Source organism: Tumidithrix helvetica PCC 7403 (assembly GCF_965232925.1).
Lineage (GTDB): Bacteria > Cyanobacteriota > Cyanobacteriia > Pseudanabaenales > Pseudanabaenaceae > Tumidithrix > Tumidithrix helvetica.
On the sequence record NZ_CBDDRA010000008.1, the window covers coordinates 24,282 to 45,802 of the forward strand.

The window sequence follows — 21,521 nt, forward strand, 5'->3', positions numbered from 1 at the left end:
GGAAAACTAGAAATCTTTTTCCCTCCCTTTTGCAAGGGGAGGGCTAGGGTGGGGTAAATTCTAGGTGAGCTGAAGGGGGCAATGCAATTAGATTGAGGTTGCCCTGTAGCTCTTCAGCAGAATGAATAGGTAGAAGTTGTTTGAGATGGGGGCGATAGCGAAATAATTGGTATCCTTGCTGTTGCAAAAAATCTGCCACTGCCGTATTACTGGCTCGATCGACTGCAACATTTTCATACAGGATACTGGGCGCAAATTCTTTGAGTAGACGCTCGCTCCCCGCTAAAATCTGCATTTCGTGCCCCTCTGCATCCAGTTTAAGCCAATCGACGCGGCTGAGATTTTCTCGCTCGATCAAACTATCGAGCGTAAAGCAGGCAACGGTTTCAAAACGTCCAGATTGACTGGTGCTGTCCTCCGCGATCGCGAGTTCGTTGAGTTCGCTGGCAGAATTTAGAGAGAGTTGGGCTGTGCCATGGCGATCGCTGGCAGCACCTGCGTGGATGCTCACCCATTCCAATTGATTTACCCGACGAGTTTCTTCTAAGCAACGCACACAACCAGAGAAGGGCTCGATCGCGATCGCCTTGCCCGACTTGCCAACCCGTTGAGCTGCACTAAAGGTATAGACCCCAACATTCGCGCCTACGTCAATCACTGTCATCCCAGGCTGGATGCGATCGCGCCATAGCTCCATTTCTGCTTCAAACCAATCTCCTTGGGCTAACAATACACAGGTAACGATACTTCGGAGACTGGGTTCTACAGCTAGAAGCAAGCGATCTTCAAAAGGAATATAGGTAAAAAGGGAATTTGCGGGCAAGTCGGTCCAGCCCCATTGAACCGACCGATCGTTTTTCTGAGCGCAATCACCAGCTATCGTTTGCCATTCCTCGGATACAGATAATTGATTTAGATCTCGATAAGCTAGATAAAGTGCTTGCAGTATCTTGGGATCTTCAGGATCTAGCTTTCTGGCACGATGTAAATAAGCCAAACTTTCCCACTGTTGATTATGTACTCCAGAAACACCTAACTGAAGATTGAGTACGGATGATGCTGGCGAGAAATGAACGGCAAGCTGAAGGAATTGCAATACCTCATGATGATAGAAAGCTAAACCTGTTTGACAAAGCACTGCGCTTACGAGCAAAAGTGCCTGCATATTTCCATCCTCTACTTGAAGCATGTGCTGAAGTTGGTCTTTGCAGACAATCTTCCATTTCTTAAGATGGGTGGGCAAATAGACCATGCCCAAGGGTTTCATTGGCTCGGAACCGTTGTGCTTTTGAAGTATCTCTAAAAGTGCGCTATAGGCTATGTTTACTGATATTTGAATTTCACCTAATAGACTGTAAAATAAGGCTGAGTGGGCTTTGCAGAGAGGATGGTCTTGCAGTTTTACCCCTTCTTTTAGCGATTCCAAAGCAATTTCCCAATAAATCGATCGCTCTGAGAGATTCTCAGCTTTTTCGGCTTCAATCAAGGCGATGACAGCAGCATTATTAAAGTCAAGGGCAGATTGAGGGTCTTCCCACGATCTATTGCGAATATGGTCAGCCAAATTGGGGGCTAGGGCAAAATCAACCTTACTACCATAGGTTTGGACATATTGCCAATAGATGTTTTCAGAAGAATCAGAGAAAGAGATATCAACCATTGCGCCTTCTTTAAACTTTTAAGATGTACTTGGGACTTGGCAGTCCCATGGACTGAAATTTTTCTCTTGCTCCTATTCGCCAAACACCTTTTCAGCTAGATATTTGGCCATACGCTCCGATGCACCTGCAACCCCCATGCGTTGTTCGCCATTTCTGACCGTGAGTTGAAAATAGTCAGGATCGTGCAAAATTTTGGTAACGACTTCAGCAATTTGAGAGGGCTTATCGACCAGATTAATCGAGTAACCTAGCAATCGCGCCTGATCCTCGGCAAATTGGCGCGTAAACTGAGGACCGTTACCCGCGATCGTAATTACAGGTTTACCCAAACCCACCAGTTGTTCTGTTGCCGTACCTGCCATCGCTAAACCCAGATGGCATTGATGCAGGCAATCATTAAAACCATTCGTGACTAGCTTAAGTTTGGCGTTTTGGACTTTAAACGTGACTTCGTCTAGGCGCAGCCACCCTTTTTGAGTGAGGCTTTGCACCAAGATTTCAACATCTAGATCGGGGGCGATCGCCGCTAGAAAATTTACTGTATGGGGGATCGCTCTTACCAAAATTTGAGCGCAAACCAAAAGACTGTTCCAGTTTTCATAGGCTTCAGGGGGACGGGAGCCTGGTAAAATTGTCACCGCCCATTCATCTGTCCCAACGCCAAAGTTTAGACCTTTGGGCTCTAGCCCATCCATCATGGGGTTTCCAAGATATTGGACGGGTAGGCGAAATTGTTTGTTTAATAGATCGGCGGTCAATTTATCCCGCACAAACACCGCTTTACAACGACGACTTGACATCAGCGATCGCTCCCAAGGGAAAAAATTAGAGCCGCCCCAAGGCTTGGGCACATCATACAAACGACTCTTTTGATCTCGCCAGAAATATTCTGATTTTGCCGTTGCCACAAACACAAAGTCACAGCCCCCAAATCGTGAGGGAAGCCAAGCAAACAATAGGGGTACGATATCGCCTACTGCAAGAATGAGCCGCTTTTGCTTCTGAGCTTTTGACCAATGCCAAGCCACCTGCAATTGCTTCCAGGTCAACTTGAGCAGACCACTACGCATATCTCGATAAAGGTGCTTGCCATCCATCCGCACAAATCCACCCGAAGGCATGACTTGGGTGGCTTCCTCAACGATCGGAATATTCTGGTTGCGATAGGCATGACCCACCCCCACCAGAGGCAGTGCGATCGCGGAGATGCCTAACTTCTCAAGTTCTAAACAAATTCTGGCAGCAATCTGATCTTCTCCATGACCATTGCTAATACATAGAATTTCCACGTTCTTTGAATTCCCTAAGCATCCCAAAGTTTGCTGATATTTTTCTCCAATCTTGCCTCGGCTTCCTCAAAAACTTGGGCAGAGTTTTCTAGCATCTCACCTTGATGCAGCTCTAAAATTTTTGTGGATAACGAGATGCGGTTACGGGACTCATCGACTTCCATGACCACAGCTTTGATGGTTTCACCTTCTTTAAATACAGAAGTAATGTCACTGACATACTTTTGACTGATTTCTTTGACATGCAGCAGTCCCGATACTCCACCAAAATCAACAAAAGCCCCAAAAGGTCGAATACTGCTGACCTTACCAGTAACCAATTGACCTTTGCTAAGCTGGCTCATTGCCGAAGCCTGTGCTGCTAGGCGATTGGACAAAATTAGTTTGTTGCGACTCTCATCGATTTCCACCAACACGACTGGGATCGTCTTGCCGATCAGCCCTGTAAAGTTGTTTTTGTCTACGAGATGCGATCGCGGAATAAACCCTCGCAATCCCTCTGCTTCAACCACAACGCCCCCTTTATTCGCATTCACCACACGGCAGTCAAACACCTTTGACTCGGCTTGATAGTTGAGCAAAATATCCCAAGCTAGCTTCATTTGGAGGCGACGAATGGACAACTTGACCTCGCCATCCTCGTTTTGCTCGCGAATAATTAAGAATTGTTGCTCAGTCCCAATCGGCAAGGTTTCTGATAATCGTTTGGTCGAACCCAATGAAGCCTCATCAATGGGTAAAAACCCTAATGACTTTGCCCCAATATCTACGTAGCTGCCATCACTTTCGTGCTGGACGACTTTACCAGTAACGATTTGTCCGACGTTAAATTCATAGTCGTGGGCAGCTAGGGCATTGGCAAAATCACTAGCAGAGAAGGACTGAGAAGATCTTTGGACACTCATGAAGTTATAGACAAGCGTTAATTTTCCTTAAGTTTACCTATTCTAGACTGATTCTCTCACTGCAATGTCGGATGCATTAGACTAGAAAGCACAGCACTCAAATTAAGATCTCAATTTCAAGGAGCAATCGACCGTGGGGTTCTCTGCAAAACGGACATTTTGGCAACGCGTTCAAACTCTGGCGATCGGTGTGATTGTGTGTCAAAGCGCGATCGCATGGGCACCTAGTGCTGCTAGGGCAGCGAAAGAAGGCGAACAGGCACAAATTGGCTATAGCGACCTGTTGAGTAAGGTTAAAGAAAAAAAGGTTAGCAAGGTAGATATTGATAGCACGGGTCAATCTGCCGATGTCGAACTCAAAGATGGGACGAAGGTCAAAGTCGATTTAATTGCTAGGGACGGCAATGCCGAACTGGTGAAGACGTTGCGCGAGGGCGACGTTGATGTTGCCGTGAAATCGCCGCAACAGCCCTCGGTACTATGGCAGCTAGCGGGTACCTTTTTTGTACCAATTGTGCTGATTTTACTGCTGTTTGTGGTGCTGCGCCGCGTCAGCAATGCCCCAGGTGGACCAACCCAAACTTTAAATTTCGGCAAATCAAAAGCCAGATTTTCGCCAGAAGCAAAAACAGGCGTGATCTTTGATGATGTCGCTGGGGTTGATACGGCAAAAGAGGAACTGCAAGAGGTCGTGACCTTTCTAAAGCAGCCCGAACGGTTTACAGCAGTGGGGGCAAGAATTCCTAAAGGCGTGCTTTTAGTAGGACCTCCCGGAACTGGAAAAACTCTACTAGCAAAAGCGATCGCTGGCGAAGCGGGCGTACCATTTTTCTCGCTATCTGGCTCTGAGTTTGTGGAAATGTTTGTGGGTGTCGGGGCATCGCGGGTGCGCGACCTTTTCCACAAAGCCAAAGAGAATGCCCCTTGCATTGTGTTTATTGACGAAATTGATGCCGTCGGCAGACAGCGCGGCGCGGGGATTGGCGGTGGTAATGACGAACGGGAGCAAACCCTAAACCAATTACTCACCGAGATGGATGGTTTTCAGGGCAATACAGGTGTGATCATCATCGCTGCCACCAATCGTCCTGACGTTCTCGATAGTGCCTTGCTGCGTCCTGGTCGGTTCGATCGCCAGATTACCGTAGACTACCCCAGCTATAAGGGACGTTTAGAAATCCTCAAAGTCCACGCTCGCAATAAGCGCATTGACGAAAATGTCTCGATTGAGACGATCGCCCGTCGCACCCCCGGTTTTGCAGGGGCAGACCTAGCCAACGTCTTAAATGAAGCCGCCATTCTTACGGCTCGTCGCATGAAAGAAGCGATTACCGAGCTAGAGGTTGCGGATGCGATCGATCGCGTCACGATCGGCATGACCATGAAACCCCTGCTTGATAGCGTCCAAAAACGCTTGGTTGCCTACCATGAGATTGGTCACGCTCTGTTACAAACCCTGCTCAAGGATGCCAATCCCCTAGATAAGGTCACAATTATTCCGCGCTCTGGTGGTGTGGGTGGTTTTTCTAAGGCTTTGCCTTCGGAGGAAATGGGGCTAGAGAGCCGCTCTGCGATTCTTGCCATGATTACTGTTTCTTTAGGGGGACGTGCTGCGGAGGATGTGATTTTTGGTGAATCGGAAGTTACCATCGGCGCATCCAGTGACTTTGCCAATGTGGCGAGGCTTGCAAGGTTAATGGTGACCCAGTTGGGCATGTCCGAGTTAGGCTTAGTAGCATTGGAAGGTCAAAACAATGAGGTGTTTTTAGGCCGAGACTGGACACCCCGTTCCGAATATTCGGAAGAGATTGCCAGCAAAATTGATAAGCAAGTTCGCGCGATCGCCAAGCAATGCTATGACACTGCGTACAAAATTATCAAGGAAAATCGCGACCTCTGCGATCGCCTCGTCGATACTTTATTAGAAGTAGAAACGATGGATGGTGAGGAGTTCCGTAAAATCGTGGCTGAATATACGGAAGTACCCGAAAAACAAATGGAAGCTCTGAAGTTCTAGTTGCGATCCCTCGTAGGGTCAATTCATGAATTGACCCTACGAGAGGATACTTTCGATCACAGTTCACGAATTACCCTATGACCGCGATCGCTTACCTCGGTCCTTCTGGAACCTATGCAGAAGCTGCGGCTTTAAAATACCAAGCCCTTTATCCGCAGTTGCATCCAGAATCCAAGACATCACCAATCCTCTGTCCTTACCCTTCTATTCCTAAGGCAATCCAAGCTGCTGCTTTAAAGGAAGTCGATCTGGCGATCGTGCCTGTAGAGAATTCCATTCAAGGTGGGGTGACGATGACCCTAGATAGCCTTTGGCAGTGGCATCAACTTCAGATTCAGCAGGCACTCATATTACCGATTCGGAACGCACTGATTACGCAGGCTGAAACCTTAGCAGATATAAAGGTTGTCTATTCTCATCCCCAAGCTCTGGCGCAATGCCAACATTGGCTAGAGAAGTTTGTTCCCCAAGCTCAGCTAGTTCCCACCCACTCTACCACCGAGGGACTAGAGGCGGTGTCAAAGGACGCTACGCTTGCCGCGATCGCTTCGCAACGCGCTGCGGAGATGTACAAACTCCCTACACTTGCCTGTCCGATTAACGATCATCCCGACAACTGCACCAGATTTTGGGTTTTGGGTCTTACGCCTCCTACGACCAAGGGCAGTTATACCTCTCTTGCCTTTAGCGCTCAGCGAAATTTACCTGGTGCTTTGGTCAAACCCTTGTCTGTATTTGCCGATCGCGGGATTAATTTAAGCCGCATTGAGTCAAGACCTACAAAGCGATCGCTGGGCGAATATGTCTTTTTTATCGATATCGAAGCCTCCGTAGAGCAACCCTTTGTCCAAGAAGCATTACAAGATCTCGTTCCATTAACCGAGACTTTAAGAATATTCGGTAGCTACAGTATTGCTGATTAGATTGCTAGCTATTCATATCCCCGACTTTTTAAAAAAGTCGGGGATATTTCTCAAGCGGAGATCTGGGCGTTATTCTGAATTTGAAGCGATCGCGGCTTTGGCATTGCGGCGCAATCGGTCGGGTTTAATTCGGCGCAGGGCTGAACCCGTAAAGGCTTGCTCCCACTCCTGTTCGGAAATTGTGGCTAATTCTTCCAACTTTGGGGCAAGATTTTGCGGATAGGGTTGAAAGTCTTCAATCGAGGTTGGTTGGGCGAATCGCTGATTCCAAGGGCAGACATCCTGACAGATATCGCATCCCGCTACCCAATTGTTGAGATTCGCCGCAACTCTGGTCGGTAGATCTGCGGCTTTGTTCTCAATCGTGTGAAAGGCAATACATCGATTGGCATCCACTACAAAAGGCTGTGCGATCGCATCGGTCGGGCAGGCATCCATACAGCGCCTGCAAGTCCCACAGTGCTGTGTATGGGGCGTATTAGGTTCTAGATCTAGATTAGTCAAAATTTCGCCGAGAAATACCCACGAGCCATATTCTCTTGTAATCAGATTGCCATGTTTGCCAATCCAGCCGATTCCCGCTCTCTCTGCTAGGGCTTTCTCAGAGATGGGTCCAGTATCGACATAATAGCGAGTCTGCACGCGATCGCTTTCCGTATCTAGAGATTGAGCTTCAATCCAAGCACATAGAGCTTTTAGCCTTTTTCCAAGGACGCGGTGGTAGTCTCGTCCCCAACCATAGCGGGAAATTTTGGCATATTCCTGTTGTTCCTGATGCTCATGAGGGGTGTAGTAGTTCAGTGCAACACAGATAATCGACTTCACTCCCGTCATGACCTGAGTAATATCTTGTCTTTTGGGATTTTGCATCCATGCCATATCTGCGTGGTAGCCCATCCCCAACCATGCATTTAAATGTTCTACTTCTTTATCCGATCGCGCTGAGGTAATCCCTACCTTGCTAAAACCAAGTGCGATCGCTTTTTGCTCGATCTGTTGCTTTGTCAGAGTAAAAGTAGGTTTAGAAACCATAACGACTTTTTTCATACAGTTCTTTAATTATGGCATTCCACTTGATGAAGATGAATTGTCCGATCTAGTTGTCTTGAAAAACATGAAAAAATTTCCGTTAACTTGCTTCTGCTTATTGAAATTTGTGATTTACTGTCACAAAAAGTCTGAAATCATCGAATAATGTCAAAACAAATGATTAAAAATGCTTGTAGATCGAGCAAAAGCTGAAACACAAATCATCAAAATACTTCCATGGATGAAAATATATTTTTTTGTCCTTAAAAACATGGAAAACGAATTGAATTCCGAGCAATAATCGCTAGGATACTTTGCCAGACTAGATTTTGCCTGAAGTTATTTATTTTAAAAATATACAAGTTATGTACTAGTAATTAATGAACTTGTGATATTTTTAATCGCATTAATACGTTTATGAGTTCGAGTGAACTTATGGTGATTCAGTATTGATTAATGGTTCTTGTAATTTTTGTGTTGAGGGCTTGATACTGGATTTTTAGCTGGATTTCTTATATGACTTACGTGGTTACATTTGACATGACTGTTTCACATTTGTATTCAGCACGAGTTGATTGGAGATTGAAACCAGAATTGAGCGGTTAGGCATAGGTGTTGAGTTTTATTTTTGATAAGGGAAATCTTCTAGAACTGCTCTATAAGAATTTTCTATTTTTTGTGCAAGCTCCTATCAACCATTAACAGCAACCAGAAATTCACCATCATTTTCTTTGAACTAACAGACATATCGGAACTGTGAGGAAACACCAATGACTATTGATGACGCGCTATTGATTGTAGATTCTGTTTTGCCACACAAAAGCCTGAGTAACGTACAGGAACTCATCTTTCGGTATACATGGGAGGGCAAAACCTATTTAGAGATTGCTGAAATCGCTGGCTATGATTCTGCCTACATTCGAGATGTTGGTTATAAACTCTGGCAGGTTCTCTCTAAGGCTTTTGGCGAAAGAGTCACCAAAAACAACTTGCAAGTGGTCTTGAGACGCTATGCCGTTCGTGTTGGGAATGGTCGCCTGCAAAATGCCATTAGTGGGATGATGACCCCTCAAGTTGCCCCAACGACAAGTCCTTCTATAGCACTCTTACCCGATGCACCTAGCCGCGATATCACCAGTGATGCGTCTAAATTACTCAACCAACTGTCACGCATTCTCAGCGAGCCTTTTGGCGATCGCTATCTACAGCAAATCAGCGAAACCTATCCTGAGCCTTCGGTGAAACTGACCATTACCCTCAAAGTCAGCATGGCAGACTAGGATACACTTCATCCTCCTCTTCTTTCTCTTAAAAGAAGGAACCTAGTTCCCTCCCCTACCCTACGGGAAGTCGCTTCGCGTCTAGGGCAAGGGGAGGGTTAGGGTGGGGTAATCTCTATAGTTTTGTAACCTGTATACAGACAGAAAGAGGTTCTTAGAGATCTCTATCGAGCACTAGCTATTTGATATTCAAAGCACTTAGAATTTGATCGTCAACGGCAAAGTCGATCGCTGACTTATCTCTGCCAGACACCAAATAATCTTGATGGAAAGAAGTTTCTAATCCAGCCAACAGATCGAATTCTGGTTCCCAATCGAGATGATCGAGGGCTTTATCTACAGCCGCAAAGAAATGTTGCAAACGGAAAGGGAATGCTTTTTTCTTGCCGAAATCAAAGTCTTTAGGATTGTAATAAACCAGTTTGACGTCATCCGCAGACTTACCCGCTGCGATCGCGCATTGTTTTGCCAGTCCAGCAAAGGTTACGTAGCGAACATCCGAAATATTATAGATTTCACCGATCGCTTTTTGATTGCCCAACACTGCTACCATCGCTGCTACCAAGTCTTCCACATGACCGAGTTGGGTGATAAATTGACCGTTTCCCGGAATTGGAATGGGGCGATCGCGCACAATGCGATCGAAAAACCATGCCTCTAGATCGTTGTAATTTTGAGGGCCATAGATATAGGTGGGACGGATGGAAGTATAAGGGAAAGCATTTTTTTCATAGACTTCTTTTAAATAAGCTTCGGTGTGCAACTTACCCTTGTGACGGCTCTTTGGATCGACCGCATCGCCTTCAAAATAGGGCAAAATGTCAGACTCTAAATACACACCTGCCGAACTCATATAAACAAAATGGCGCACTCGATCTTTAAAGATATCGATCAGGGGTTTAGAATCGCTCAATTCCCGACCGTTATTATCAAAAACGACATCAAACGACTCTTGTGCAAGTTTCTCTTTAAGTTGTTGTGGATCGGTGCGATCGCCAAGAATTACCCGTACATTTTCGATGGGTGCGGGCTGATTACCTCGATTAAATAAAACGACTTCATGCCCTTGAGATACAAGCGTCTTGGTGAGTGCCACGCCCATAAATCTCGTGCCACCCATGATTAGTACTTTCATATATTGCGATGTTATAGAGGTTACTGATGAGGAATCTAATTTGTTATTGCTATAGCAATCCTATTTGATTGGTATGGAGGGGCATATGAGTTGCCCCTAAGATTCTAGGCAGAGAAAAATTTGCTTATGAATCATGCCTGATTGCTATATTCGATTTTAAAGCCTATTCTCAACGCTTCCTCTCAAGGATTGATGCCAAGATTGGAATTTATGCCGATCGAGTGATCTAAGTCACACAAAGCCATGACCTAGGATACATACAGACCAATAAAAGGTGGACTATGCTTAATTCAAGATAAAAAGCGAGTCTCAAGTTATGAGTATCTACAATCTAGCTCTTTACACATTTAGGTTTCTATCCATATCTGTAACTGGTTTGATCGTTTTGAATGCGATCGCGCACTAACAAAAGCTAACAAAGAAAAATCTGACAAGTCATCTTCTTTGTTAAATACTACAGATTTGCAATAAAAAGATTGAATCGAGGGGATTCACTACCAATACTGTCGATCTAACGGGTAAGATCTACTCGATCGACAGTATTTTTTTGCTTGTCATTCTTGCTCGTTAACGTTATAACCCACTGAATTCTGACAACTCTATTAAGTCAGGACTTCTGCGATCGTGCTTACGGAGGTTGTCAAACGCTGTTTCGGGGGGATTACGAGCAAATTTTTACCCGTATTCATGGCGTTCCGAGGTGCCGTCCAAGGTTCCAAGCAGTAAAAATCTTTGCCTTTCACTGTCCAAAACACCAAGGTGGAGAAATCCTGATTCCATTCAAGGGTCAGACGAACTTGCCGATCGCGATCGCTTACCGTAGCAACCTGAGCCGACAACTGCTCAAAGGCAATATCAATCTCGTCTTGATTGTAGTCAAAAGTTCCATCAAAGGCATAGGAAGTACGCGCCTTATCGAAATATTCCTTACTTGGAATCTCAACCTGTAGCTTCTCTTTATCTGTTGCAGCAAAGTATGGATGGAACCCAACGGAGAAGGGCATGGGTTCATCCGATAGATTCTCAAACTGCTGCTGAATTGTCAGCCTGTTACCTTGAAGGATGTAAGTAAAGATCGCCTCAAACTCAAAGGGATAGCCCTCGCGAGTCAAATCGCTACTCCGCAAACTGATACTGAGGCTAGCACCTGTTTCTACGGATTGGGATACCACCTGCCAAGGTAAATCTCTGGCAAAGCCATGTTGCTTGAGGTTGTAGGTTTCTCCAGCATAGGTATAGGCATTGTCTGGCAAGTTCCCACAAATGGGAAACAGAATGGGATTGCCACCACGCACGCTTAATTCGGGATGGGTATAGCGTTCCTCATCCATGTAGAAAACTTCCGTGGTGCGATCGCCTTGTGGAAGCTTCCAACTGGTAATAATACCTCCCCTTTCAGGCACAACTTCAACGGTAGTTTTTGCCTGTGTGTCGGAGAGAACATAGGTGAGATATTGTCTTTGTTCTGCGGTTACGGAAAACATGAGAAGACCTTTGGGAAGTATGAGCCGCATCATATCATGATGGGGATACGCTAAAATTGGCTCTATAATCCCTTCAAGAAATTCCGTAACAAATCTTTTCCAGAACTCGTTAAGATACTCTCTGGATGGAACTGCACGCCCTGCACGTGGGGATACTGGCGATGCCTTACGCCCATAATGATGTCATCCTCTGTCCATGCCGTAATCTCTAGAACATCTGGACAACTAACGCGATCGATCACAAGGCTGTGATAGCGCGTTGCTGTAAATGGATTGCTCAAGCCAGCCAGAACGCCTGCCCCATTATGATAGATTTGCGAAGTTTTGCCATGCATCAGATAGGGAGCCGATACGACCTCCCCCCCAAAGATCAATCCCATACTTTGATGCCCCAAGCACACGCCTAAAATGGGTAACGTCGAACCCAATTTCTGAATGATATCCAAAGAGACTCCTGCTTCCTCAGGACGACCAGGTCCAGGCGAAATCACAACGCCAGCAGGTTTCAGTTGCTCGACCTCAGCGATCGCAATTTCATCATTGCGCTTTACAACCACTTCACCCAAGTGCGGAAACTCAGGCAGCAACTCGCCCAGATATTGCACAAGATTATAGGTAAATGAGTCGTAGTTATCAATTACAAGAATCATAGATTTCTTTTTTGAAACATACAAATTATAGCGATTCGCTGTTGGCTTCGACTTCGCTTAGTCAACGCTTTTTGAAAGCCTTGCAAATTCAGAATTTTGAATGTAATACACATCATTCTTCCGCAGGATATGCTAGCGCAGCATAACGCATCGCATTACATCAAGAATATTGAGGCGTGACGACTATCGCAAGAACACATCCACCAAATACTAAGCAAAGACAGAATTACAAGGGACTCAAACCGCTTTGCTGTAAGAGGTTAAAGGAATCCTTGAAAATCATTACCACACCTAAGCCAAGCAAAAGTACCAGTCCACCTTGCATGACATTCTCTTGAATTTGATCGGGCAAGGGCTTGCCACCACGTAGTGCCTCAATCAGCAAAAATACCAACTGGCCGCCATCCAGCGCAGGTAGAGGCAAAATATTGATAATGGCAAGATTGATGCTAATGATTGCCGTAAAGTCAAACAAACTCGAGGCATCAGACTTGACTAGCTCTGAACCGATCGCGACGATCGCTATCGGACCCGATAGTTGTGAGGCAGTACTTTGGAAATTGGTCGCCAATTGCTTGAGCCCTTGCACGGTCATCAGGGTTAAGCGTTCAAAGTCTTTTGCCGCAAAAGTTAGAGCCTCACCAATGTTACGAATTGGACGACGATAGGGCTTGCCCGTAAAGTCTAATCTCACCCCAATCCGTCCGCTATTGTCTTCGCCTTGAGGCACAACCGTAATTTTGAGCGTCTTGCCGTCACGATCGACATCCATGTCAACTGGCTTGTTCGCACTTTTGGCGATCAGGCCTTGAAATTGCTCTAGGGTTGTGAGGCTGGTATCAAAGGTAATGCCATTTGCCGATCGCACGACATCTCCAGTCTGTAACCCTGCGATCGCCGCAGGCGCATCGGGATTTAAAATCTTGGCAACCCTTACCCCTGGCCGATCGACCGATCCCACACCGACGCTAATCACCATCAGCATCAAAACCAGATAGGCAAATACAAAGTTAGAAATCACACCCGCACTGATCACGATCGCCCGATCTAGGATTGGGCGATTTTTCATCAAATCTGGATCGTCCTCGGGGATTTTACTGTCTTCGTCATTATCGGGAAACCCCACATAACCACCGAGGGGAATTGCCCTGAGCGCATATTCTGTCTGCTTACCTTGATACTTCCACAGCACTGGCCCGAAGCCAATCGAAAAACGGTTGACATGAATACCCTGTAAACGTGCTGCTAGAAAATGACCTAGCTCGTGTACCAATATCAAAACAGCTAAAACAGCGATCGCAGGCAGAAATGACATAACTAGGTTAAGTTTAGGTAATCTTAAAGCCCAATCATAACATTGCGCTAAGAAAAACTCTTTATAACCAGTTGCCCACCAAAATAAACGAAGACCAGTAATACGGATGTTTGAGGTTAATATCTCCACCCAATTTGGGCACTGGAATCTCGGAAAGGTTAGGAATCCCTATCACTTTTTTATCTTGAATGCGAACCTTGCCCTCAATTAGCGAAATTTGTGCCTTTTGCATGGCGATCGCTTTACTCGTAGCCGTAGGATATTCGCTATAGAAGCTCAGCATCAGAGGCATCGTCCCCGCATCGCTGACCGTCCATAGGGATGCCAGAACGCTCTTTACCCCAGACTGAGCCGCCATGCCACTAATACCGAGGTTATTGCCCACAGCGGTTTCGCAGGCGCTCAGCGTTAGCAACTCCAGTTGTGACTGGCTAAACTTTAATTGAGGGATGTCATTGATGTACAGTCGTTCGTTCCAAAACTGAATGAATGCACCGTCGATTGTATTGCTGACAAACTTGCCATGGGTTGCCAGATGCACAATGCCATAGGTTTGCTTTTCTTGCTGCGACTGCAGGTTGCTCAACGTAAACGTTTGATTTAGAAACGAACTTCCTTCTAAAACCTTAGAAATGTTATTGACCTCGACCTCCACACCTGGTAACGCTGAGAATCCCTGTACGGACTCCGTTAGCCCCATCGCCAAAATATTATTCTTGCGGCGATCGCGTAACTTGAAATTCGCCAATCCCATTGTCGGTACGGTAGCAAGGGCATACTTTTGCACGAGGAATTCCTTGCCATCATGGAGAGCCGCGATCGGAATCACTCTCAGCGGTCCATCCATCACAAAGATCAGGGTCTTGATTTTTGCTGCTTGAAGATCGTCATCAATCGGTAGAATTAGCCAATTATAGAGCTTTTGGGCTGGGTCTAAATAGTCATTAGAACTAGCATCGCGAAGGTCATCTCTGAGTTCGCCAATGGTGGGCACGATCGCTGACTCTGCCACACGCACGGTGCGATGAATCGGCTTGCCTGATGAGGGTACAACCAACAATTCAACCCGATCTGGAAAAATTGTAGGATATACAAGCGCCGTAGCACTATCTGTCATTTTGCTAGCTCGCAGCAGTTCTATTTGAGCCACATTCAAGCTCATCGGTACGGGATTGAGATTACGATTTGTGTAGGATTTTAAATCTTCACTATAAGAACTTTCTAGGCTATAAAAAGCATCATCCAGTTGACCCTTATCAAAATATTTGCCAGCTTGTTGATGCATGAAAATCCCTGCTGGCACGCGATTATAGTAATTGCTCAACACACAAGCAATTAAGCGCGTACATAAAACCGTATCTCCAGAATTCGTGAAGACATCATCATGGAAAAAATACTCTGACCGCGAGCTAGAAGAACTAGAAGAAGAAGTAGAAGTCGAAGAAGTGGATTGAGCCAATGCGATCGGTGCATTCATAGCTAAGGCTGAAACCAATCCCAGAGCAAATGCCCAACTAGATTTTCGAATGAGTTTCCAAGGAGAAAATTGATGCGGTGATGTCCGATTCATAAGATTTAGAATCCTCTATGTTTAGCTGTTTTGTGATTCTCGATCGATTAAGGGTGCATAAACCCATCAGTGAAGTTTCTGCTAGAAGGTAAATGTGGTACGGATCGTTCCAATGGTCACTGTATCGCTGTCTGCCGAATGCCCGTTATTAAACAAAAAGATGATTCCGGGGGTAATGCTGATATTGTCATTGACCCTATAGCGATAGAACAATTCTACATGGGTCGTACTGGAAGGTTGACCACCAGGAGCACCTGAAACTACTCCTGGCAAACCGAGACTACTTGGTAGATTGGAAAATCCATTCAAATTACTGCTGGTAATTTTAGGAGGTTGTCCCACGTAAATTCCACCTAAGTTTCCGCGTCCAAACAGATCGGGGAAGTTAAGGTAAACCATCCAATTTGTGGTTTCGACAGTTCCAGAAGCACCAGGATCTTGAGCGCTTGATGTTGTATACCCACCCCAAGTTCCTAAGGTTACATAGGGACTAATCCGCCAATTTAAGGTTGCACCAAAGGCTTCTGTAGTGAATCGGGACAATCCAAAAGCGAGCAAAGAATCACCGATATTCGTGCGAAGATTGCCATCATTGGTGTAGGAGTGCAGATAATAGAGCGTGGTATCGACAGTTTCGGCTGGGGTAAGAGCCAACTGCACGCCAAGCGTGTAGGGACCACCAAACAAGCCAGCGCCTAATGTATTGGGTGTTGCTGTAGCCGCATCGCCAGCTGAGTAAACCGCCTGCAAACTGACGCGATCGCCTAGTTGCCAATCAAAGCCTATGCCAGCCCGACCTCCACCTAATCCAAGAATCGGGTTGCGCTGTGCAAATGCGGAAATGGGACCGCGTCCAATACTTTCCACTCGATTGGGACCTCGGAAGACATTGATTGGATTTACCCCTTCAGTACCCACGATCGCCACGAAATTATCCCCAATCATAAAGCGATAGGATAAATCGCTCAAGACAACAGAACCACCTGTATTCGTTTCGTAGCCCAAACGGGTAAAGTTATTGCTAAATGTTGAAGTAGCCGAAGTGGAACCTGTGTCCAGATTGCCGATCTGCAAACCCGTGAGCAAGATACTGCGATTGTAAAAGTCAAGCTGCGTCACGAGGTTGAGTTGGACGTTGTAACCAAAGGTAACGTTTTTGCCATTATCAGCTTCCAAGAGCGATCGCACGCCATTTCTCGGTGAGAGATCGGGTGTATTTGCAGTTCGTCCTTGAATGCCAAAAACGGCCTGTCCATAGAGTTTTGTGGTGGGCGAAAACTGTTGCGACTCTAGCTTGGTCACTTTCGCTTCAATCGCATCCACACGTCCTCTGAGCGTAGCTAATTCGGCGGCAAATTCTTCTTGAAGTTTTTGGACTGCGGCGAGATCTTCCTTGCTGACCTTATCGGCTAGCCCTGCAGCAATAATTTCATTGATTTTGTCCAAACAGGCATTTAAACCAGCGGCAAACTCATAACGCGTCATGGCGCGTTGACCGCGATAGGTGCGATCGGGATAGCCTGCAATACATCCATAGCGTTCGACCAGAGATTGCAAAGCTGTAAATGCCCAATCAGTAGGTCGGACATCTGATAATTGGGAAACGGAAGTGACTTGGGCTTTGCGGATGGGTTTGGGCGAGAGGTCGTTAACCTGTTGAAGAATTAGATTGCGTTCTGACTGTGGAATCTTAGAATTCGATGACAGATCGTTAGATGTAGCAAGTGTTTGCGAATCTACGGTCGCAGGATTCTTAACCTGTAGGAGTGGGTCGGTCGGAACGATCGTGGAAGGAGTTGCTGGTTGAGATTGCTTCTCTGATTGTTGTGTGGACTTTTCCTGCGATCGCGTTGAAATCTCTGGTAATCTTTGCTCGGCTAGCTTTAGATTTGCCAACTTCGGATCGGCGATCGCATTCGTTGGTAAAGACTTTGGTAACGGCTTTATAGGATTTGAAATTGTTGCAGTGATTTCTGGTTTGGCTTCTGCGAATGCTTCAGATTGTCGAACACCCAATAACTCGCCTGTATAAAAACTGCCTGCGTAAATGCCCCAGATCAAAGCAAAGATCGGTCGACACCGCGATTCCCCATGGAATGTATTTCTTTGCAGCAAATTTTGCCGAATCATTCTAAGTAACAATAAATTCACAACTACACCTCCTCACAAACTAGCGGACAGAAAGACTTATAAGCATCTAGATGTTTCTACTGAGTTTTCCTAATACTAACGATAGACATAAGCCAATGATGTCTCAGAAATTATCTAGATTGCCTTTTACAACCGAGCTAATAAACTTAATCTTGATTTTAAGTGGCATTAAAAATCAAGCTAACTTCATAAATTTTAAATCTCATAATCAAATAATACAATAAGCCAATCCTAGCATTTGATTTGTATATAGATAAACATTTACAAATTTTAGTTCTGTTTGGATTTATGCTTCAAATTAATAGGAATAATTTATAAAACTTTTGTGTAGAAAGGAATAGAGACTCAAATATTACACATAGTCAAAATAAGAACCACTGATTTATGTGTATAAAAATTTAATTCCAAAGTTAGCCAACCATATAACAAATCCTAGATTAGTAAGTTATGGATTCTACGAGTAAGCGTTTAATCACCTAAAATTCTCAGATAATCAACATATACCATGGGGGCTGACGATTGCAAATAAGATAATGACTGATTTTTAGAGGTTTTTTGTTAAAAAGATATGGCTGTTTGTCGGTAATTTTCTGTTTGTAACTGCTAATTAAGCGATCTCATTGATTTTACTGAGCACAGAAATCTTTTTATCTCTTTTTAGTCTCAGGATTGAGCGCGCGATGACAAAAGAGCGTTCCATTCGGCAATTCAACTCTTCGCGTTTAAATGGGAAGTATGGTATTTGTTCCATCTTCTGCCACATTTTTGACTTTCCCATCACTCATATAGCAGATCCAGCGTGAAAAGAGTTTCAGAGGTTCTCTGAGATGTGGCGAAAGGACTCTGAAGGTCGGGAATAATCACCTCAAGGCAATTGTAAAACCCTCATTTTCTTCTGCTAGCCAAATTCTTATAATCTCAAACGTGACTTTTGTCATAGCAATATCTATGACCTTAGTCTGATGCTGTTTGCCTGTTCAGCCCCTTAGGATTTCCTCATTGCTCTCAGCAATTAAAATCATTCGCAATTTCTTAAGATGGTTTTCCCTAAATAACGCCAACTAGGTTTCTTGATATTTTTGGGGATTTGAAAAATTCTTTTCCTTAAAATCACTAAAGTAATTTGGTGTAAATTGAAGGTAAGTCAAATTTACCGCAAACCCACTTAACCTAAAATCTAAAATGGCTGGCGAAAAAATCTACGAAGGCAAAGCCAAAATTCTCTACACTACAGACGACCCCAATATATTACTGACCTATTTCAAAGATGATGCCACTGCCTTTAATGCGCTTAAAAAAGGCACGATCGAGCATAAAGGGCTGATGAACTGCGCGATCGCCTCTCATCTATTTCAATACCTAGCCACCCAAAATATTCCCACCCACTTCATCCAGCAAACAGCTCCCGATCGGATGCAGGTTGTGGCGGTAAAAATTCTACCTTTAGAGGTAGTTGTGCGAAATATTGCAGCCGGCAGTCTTTGCAAACGCACGGGAATAGCTACTGGGACGGTGTTAAAGCAACCTTTGGTTGAGTTTTATTATAAAAATGACGACTTGGGCGATCCTCTTTTTACAGAAGATCACATTGCATTGATGGCGTTAGCAAGTCCCGAGCAGGTTACCCAACTACGGCAAATGGCACTAAATATTAATCAACACTTGCAAGATTTCTTTCTTAAGTGCCAATTGATCCTCGTAGATTTTAAACTAGAGTTTGGCATCGACGCTCGTGGGAATCTGCTTTTAAGTGATGAAATCAGCCCTGACACCTGTCGTCTCTGGGATCAAACCAATCTAGATCCGCAAGCACGTATTATGGATAAAGATCGATTTCGTCAAGATTTAGGAAACGTTGCAGGAGCCTACCAAGAAGTTATGGCGAGGATTCAAGCAGTAATTTCACAAAAAATCCCTTGATAGGCGATACTTAATGATGGAATGTTAAGTTCTTCTAAGTTCTAACCTAAGCGTTTAATCACTTAGTCTTTCAGTTTTAAGTTTCAATGAAGTTCCAAGTTGGTGTGTGAGTCACTCGTATGCGTATAAATTTAGTCGTGTTGATGGCCTTGGTTTCTCCGAATGTGCTTTTGCTTGGGATCCCAACACAAGCACAGGTTGTCTCTCCTCAGCCAGCGATCGCGCAAGCTTCTCCAAAACCTATAGTACCTGCGACCCCTTCTAATCCAGCAACGCCCACTGTTGACCCCTCTACAACGCCTACTGCGCAAGTCCCTCCTAAACCCACCCCCCCGACAGAGCCTGCTACACCAGTTCCTGTCACACCATCTCCTGTCACACCAGCCACCGAACCTGCTACTCCCCCAGCACCGGCAAATGAGCCACAAGTACTCGTGGGTGAGGTCGTTGTGAAAACAGCTCCCGATCAGCCGCCACTACCTCCTGAGATTGAGAAGCAAGTCTACGACGTAATTTCCACCAGACCAGGGCGCACGACAACACGAACTCAACTCCAATCAGACATCAATGCTGTCTTTGCCACGGGTTTCTTTTCTAACGTCCAAGCAGAGCCAGAAGATACAGACATTGGCGTGCGCGTAACATTTTTCGTCATGCCTAACCCAGTTTTAAAAGCTGTTAAAACCGAGGGCACTAAAGTTTTAGAGCCTGGCGTAATCGATCGCATTTTTGGCGCTCAAATCGGCAAGGTTACAAACCTCAAAGATTTACAAACTGCTGTCAAAACCTTAGAAAAGTACTACCAAGACAATGGCTATGCCTTGGCTCAAATCATTGATGTCAAAGCGCAGCCTGATGGCACAGTTACCTTGGTTGTAGCCGAAGGTGAGGTTGAAGACATTAAGGTTGCCTACTTAAACGAAGAAGGTAAAACTCAAGACAAAGACGGTAAACCCGTCGGTGGTACGACCCGTGACTTTATTATTACGAGAGAATTGAGTCTCAAACCTGGTGATGTCTTTAACAAATCGAAAGTTCAGTCCGATCTACAGAGAGTATTTGGATTAGGGCTATTTGATGACGTTAATCTAGGTTTAGCCCCTGGAACCGATCCACATAAGGTGATCGTGACGGTCAACGTCAAAGAACGTAATACAGGCTCGATCGCCATAGGTGCGGGTCTGAGTTCGTCAACAGGTCTGTTTGGGACGGTGAGTTTCCAGCAGCAAAACCTCGGTGGTAATAACCAGAAACTTGGTCTAGACGTTCAATTAGGCGAACGAGAACTGTTATTTGACCTTAACTTTACCGATCCTTGGTTAGCAGGCGATCCATATCGCACTTCGTTTACTGCCAATATCTTTAGCCGTAGTGTATTTAGCTATGTATTTGATAGCCCGATCGGTGTTGGTGTTAACAACGATACAGCCCGCATCAACCGCATTGGGTTTGGGTTTAGCTTATCCCGTCCGTTAGATGTTGGTGCAACCGCTTCTGTGGGTGCGCGTTTTGAGCGGGTTAGAGTCACTGACAGTAATAGCAATACCACTCCTCTTGATATCTTGGGAAATCAGTTGACCATCGATCCTTCTGGACAGGATGACTTGCTCTTTTTGCAGTTTGCCTACGCTAAAGATGCGCGCAACGATCCGATGAAACCAACCTCTGGCTCTGTATTTCGGATTGCTGCCGAGCAATCGATTCCGCTTGGAAATGGCTCGGTTTTTCTCAGTCGTCTTCGCGCTAGCTACAGTTTCTATGTGCCAGTACAGTTCTTAAACTTTGCAGAAGGGGCACAGGCTTTGGCATTTAATATCCAAGCTGGCACAGTTTTGGGTACATTGCCGCCGTACGAAGCCTTCCAAATTGGGGGTAGCAACTCTGTACGGGGTTGGGATGAAGGCAAAATTGGTAGTGGTCGTAGTTTTGGTCTAATTTCGGCGGAATATCGCTTCCCAGTGTTTAGTATTGTGGGTGGCGTATTGTTTGCCGACTATGGTACCGACTTTGGTACAGGTGAATCGGTAATTGGTAACCCTGCAGGCGTCCGTGGTAAACCTGGCAATGGTGGTGGCTATGGTGTGGGAGTGCGCGTACAGTCCCCCCTAGGCGCAATTCGTGTTGACTATGGTATTGGTACGAATGGCTCTACTCAATTTAGCTTTGGCTTAGGTGAGAAGTTCTAAAAAACG

At 45.3% G+C, this 21,521-nt stretch carries 15 protein-coding genes; 5 read left to right on the forward strand and 10 right to left on the reverse strand.

Annotation, left to right across the window (positions count from 1 at the left end):
• Window positions 1–43: 43 nt before the first annotated feature.
• From ACP2WE_RS09410 to ACP2WE_RS09420, 3 genes are all read right to left on the reverse strand, one after another.
• Window positions 44–1,660, reverse strand: coding sequence for an FkbM family methyltransferase (locus tag ACP2WE_RS09410; RefSeq protein WP_425215300.1), 1,617 nt, complete (start codon window positions 1,658–1,660; stop codon window positions 44–46).
• 72 nt (window positions 1,661–1,732) lie between these two features.
• The gene (locus tag ACP2WE_RS09415) at window positions 1,733–2,950 is read right to left on the reverse strand and encodes a lipid-A-disaccharide synthase-related protein (RefSeq protein ID WP_425215301.1); all 1,218 of its coding nucleotides are present in this window, start codon (window positions 2,948–2,950) and stop codon (window positions 1,733–1,735) included.
• 14 nt (window positions 2,951–2,964) lie between these two features.
• Entirely contained in the window at window positions 2,965–3,855 is an 891-nt protein-coding gene (locus ACP2WE_RS09420; protein WP_425215302.1) for a S1 RNA-binding domain-containing protein, read from the reverse strand.
• 133 nt (window positions 3,856–3,988) lie between these two features.
• Here ACP2WE_RS09420 and ftsH point away from each other — a divergent pair, with 133 nt between their 5' ends.
• Together ftsH and pheA are read left to right on the forward strand one after the other, a co-directional pair.
• On the forward strand, window positions 3,989–5,872 hold the full coding sequence (gene ftsH, locus ACP2WE_RS09425) for an ATP-dependent zinc metalloprotease FtsH (RefSeq protein WP_425215303.1): 1,884 nt from the start codon (window positions 3,989–3,991) through the stop codon (window positions 5,870–5,872).
• Window positions 5,873–5,949: 77 nt separating this feature from the next.
• Window positions 5,950–6,795, forward strand: coding sequence for a prephenate dehydratase (pheA, locus tag ACP2WE_RS09430; RefSeq protein ID WP_425215304.1), 846 nt, complete (start codon window positions 5,950–5,952; stop codon window positions 6,793–6,795).
• 69 nt (window positions 6,796–6,864) lie between these two features.
• Here pheA and queG read toward each other — a convergent pair whose 3' ends face one another.
• Window positions 6,865–7,842 carry a tRNA epoxyqueuosine(34) reductase QueG gene (gene queG, locus ACP2WE_RS09435; protein ID WP_425215305.1) on the reverse strand — a complete coding sequence of 326 codons (978 nt, stop codon included), beginning with the start codon at window positions 7,840–7,842 and terminating at the stop codon, window positions 6,865–6,867.
• A 752-nt stretch (window positions 7,843–8,594) separates the two neighbouring features.
• Between queG and ACP2WE_RS09440 the strand changes: the two genes are divergently transcribed.
• A complete protein-coding gene (locus ACP2WE_RS09440; RefSeq protein WP_425215306.1) occupies window positions 8,595–9,104 on the forward strand; it encodes a helix-turn-helix domain-containing protein in 510 nt (169 codons plus the stop codon).
• A gap of 178 nt (window positions 9,105–9,282) precedes the next feature.
• Here the strand turns inward: ACP2WE_RS09440 and ACP2WE_RS09445 are convergent, their stop codons facing one another.
• The 6 genes from ACP2WE_RS09445 to ACP2WE_RS09470 form a co-directional block, all read right to left on the reverse strand.
• Window positions 9,283–10,239 (reverse strand): NAD-dependent epimerase/dehydratase family protein, encoded by a 957-nt coding sequence (locus ACP2WE_RS09445; RefSeq protein ID WP_425215307.1) that lies wholly within the window; start codon window positions 10,237–10,239, stop codon window positions 9,283–9,285.
• A gap of 602 nt (window positions 10,240–10,841) precedes the next feature.
• Window positions 10,842–11,723, reverse strand: coding sequence for an aldose epimerase family protein (locus tag ACP2WE_RS09450; protein ID WP_425215308.1), 882 nt, complete (start codon window positions 11,721–11,723; stop codon window positions 10,842–10,844).
• A 62-nt stretch (window positions 11,724–11,785) separates the two neighbouring features.
• Window positions 11,786–12,373, reverse strand: coding sequence for an anthranilate synthase component II (locus ACP2WE_RS09455; RefSeq protein ID WP_425215309.1), 588 nt, complete (start codon window positions 12,371–12,373; stop codon window positions 11,786–11,788).
• Between the two features lie 226 nt (window positions 12,374–12,599).
• Complete coding sequence (rseP, locus tag ACP2WE_RS09460) at window positions 12,600–13,688, reverse strand: RIP metalloprotease RseP (protein ID WP_425215310.1); 1,089 nt, start codon at window positions 13,686–13,688, stop codon at window positions 12,600–12,602.
• Window positions 13,689–13,749: 61 nt separating this feature from the next.
• Window positions 13,750–15,258, reverse strand: a complete 1,509-nt coding sequence (locus ACP2WE_RS09465) for a CHAT domain-containing protein (protein WP_425215311.1) — start codon at window positions 15,256–15,258, stop codon at window positions 13,750–13,752.
• A gap of 81 nt (window positions 15,259–15,339) precedes the next feature.
• Entirely contained in the window at window positions 15,340–17,409 is a 2,070-nt protein-coding gene (locus ACP2WE_RS09470) for an iron uptake porin (protein WP_425215312.1), read from the reverse strand.
• A 1,182-nt stretch (window positions 17,410–18,591) separates the two neighbouring features.
• On the opposite strand from ACP2WE_RS09470, the gene purC reads away from it, so the two are divergent.
• Window positions 18,592–19,329: a phosphoribosylaminoimidazolesuccinocarboxamide synthase gene (gene purC, locus ACP2WE_RS09475; protein ID WP_425215313.1), complete on the forward strand. Its 738-nt coding sequence runs from the start codon at window positions 18,592–18,594 to the stop codon at window positions 19,327–19,329.
• A gap of 119 nt (window positions 19,330–19,448) precedes the next feature.
• A complete protein-coding gene (locus tag ACP2WE_RS09480; protein WP_425215314.1) occupies window positions 19,449–21,515 on the forward strand; it encodes a BamA/TamA family outer membrane protein in 2,067 nt (688 codons plus the stop codon).
• The last annotated feature ends 6 nt before the right edge of the window (window positions 21,516–21,521 follow it).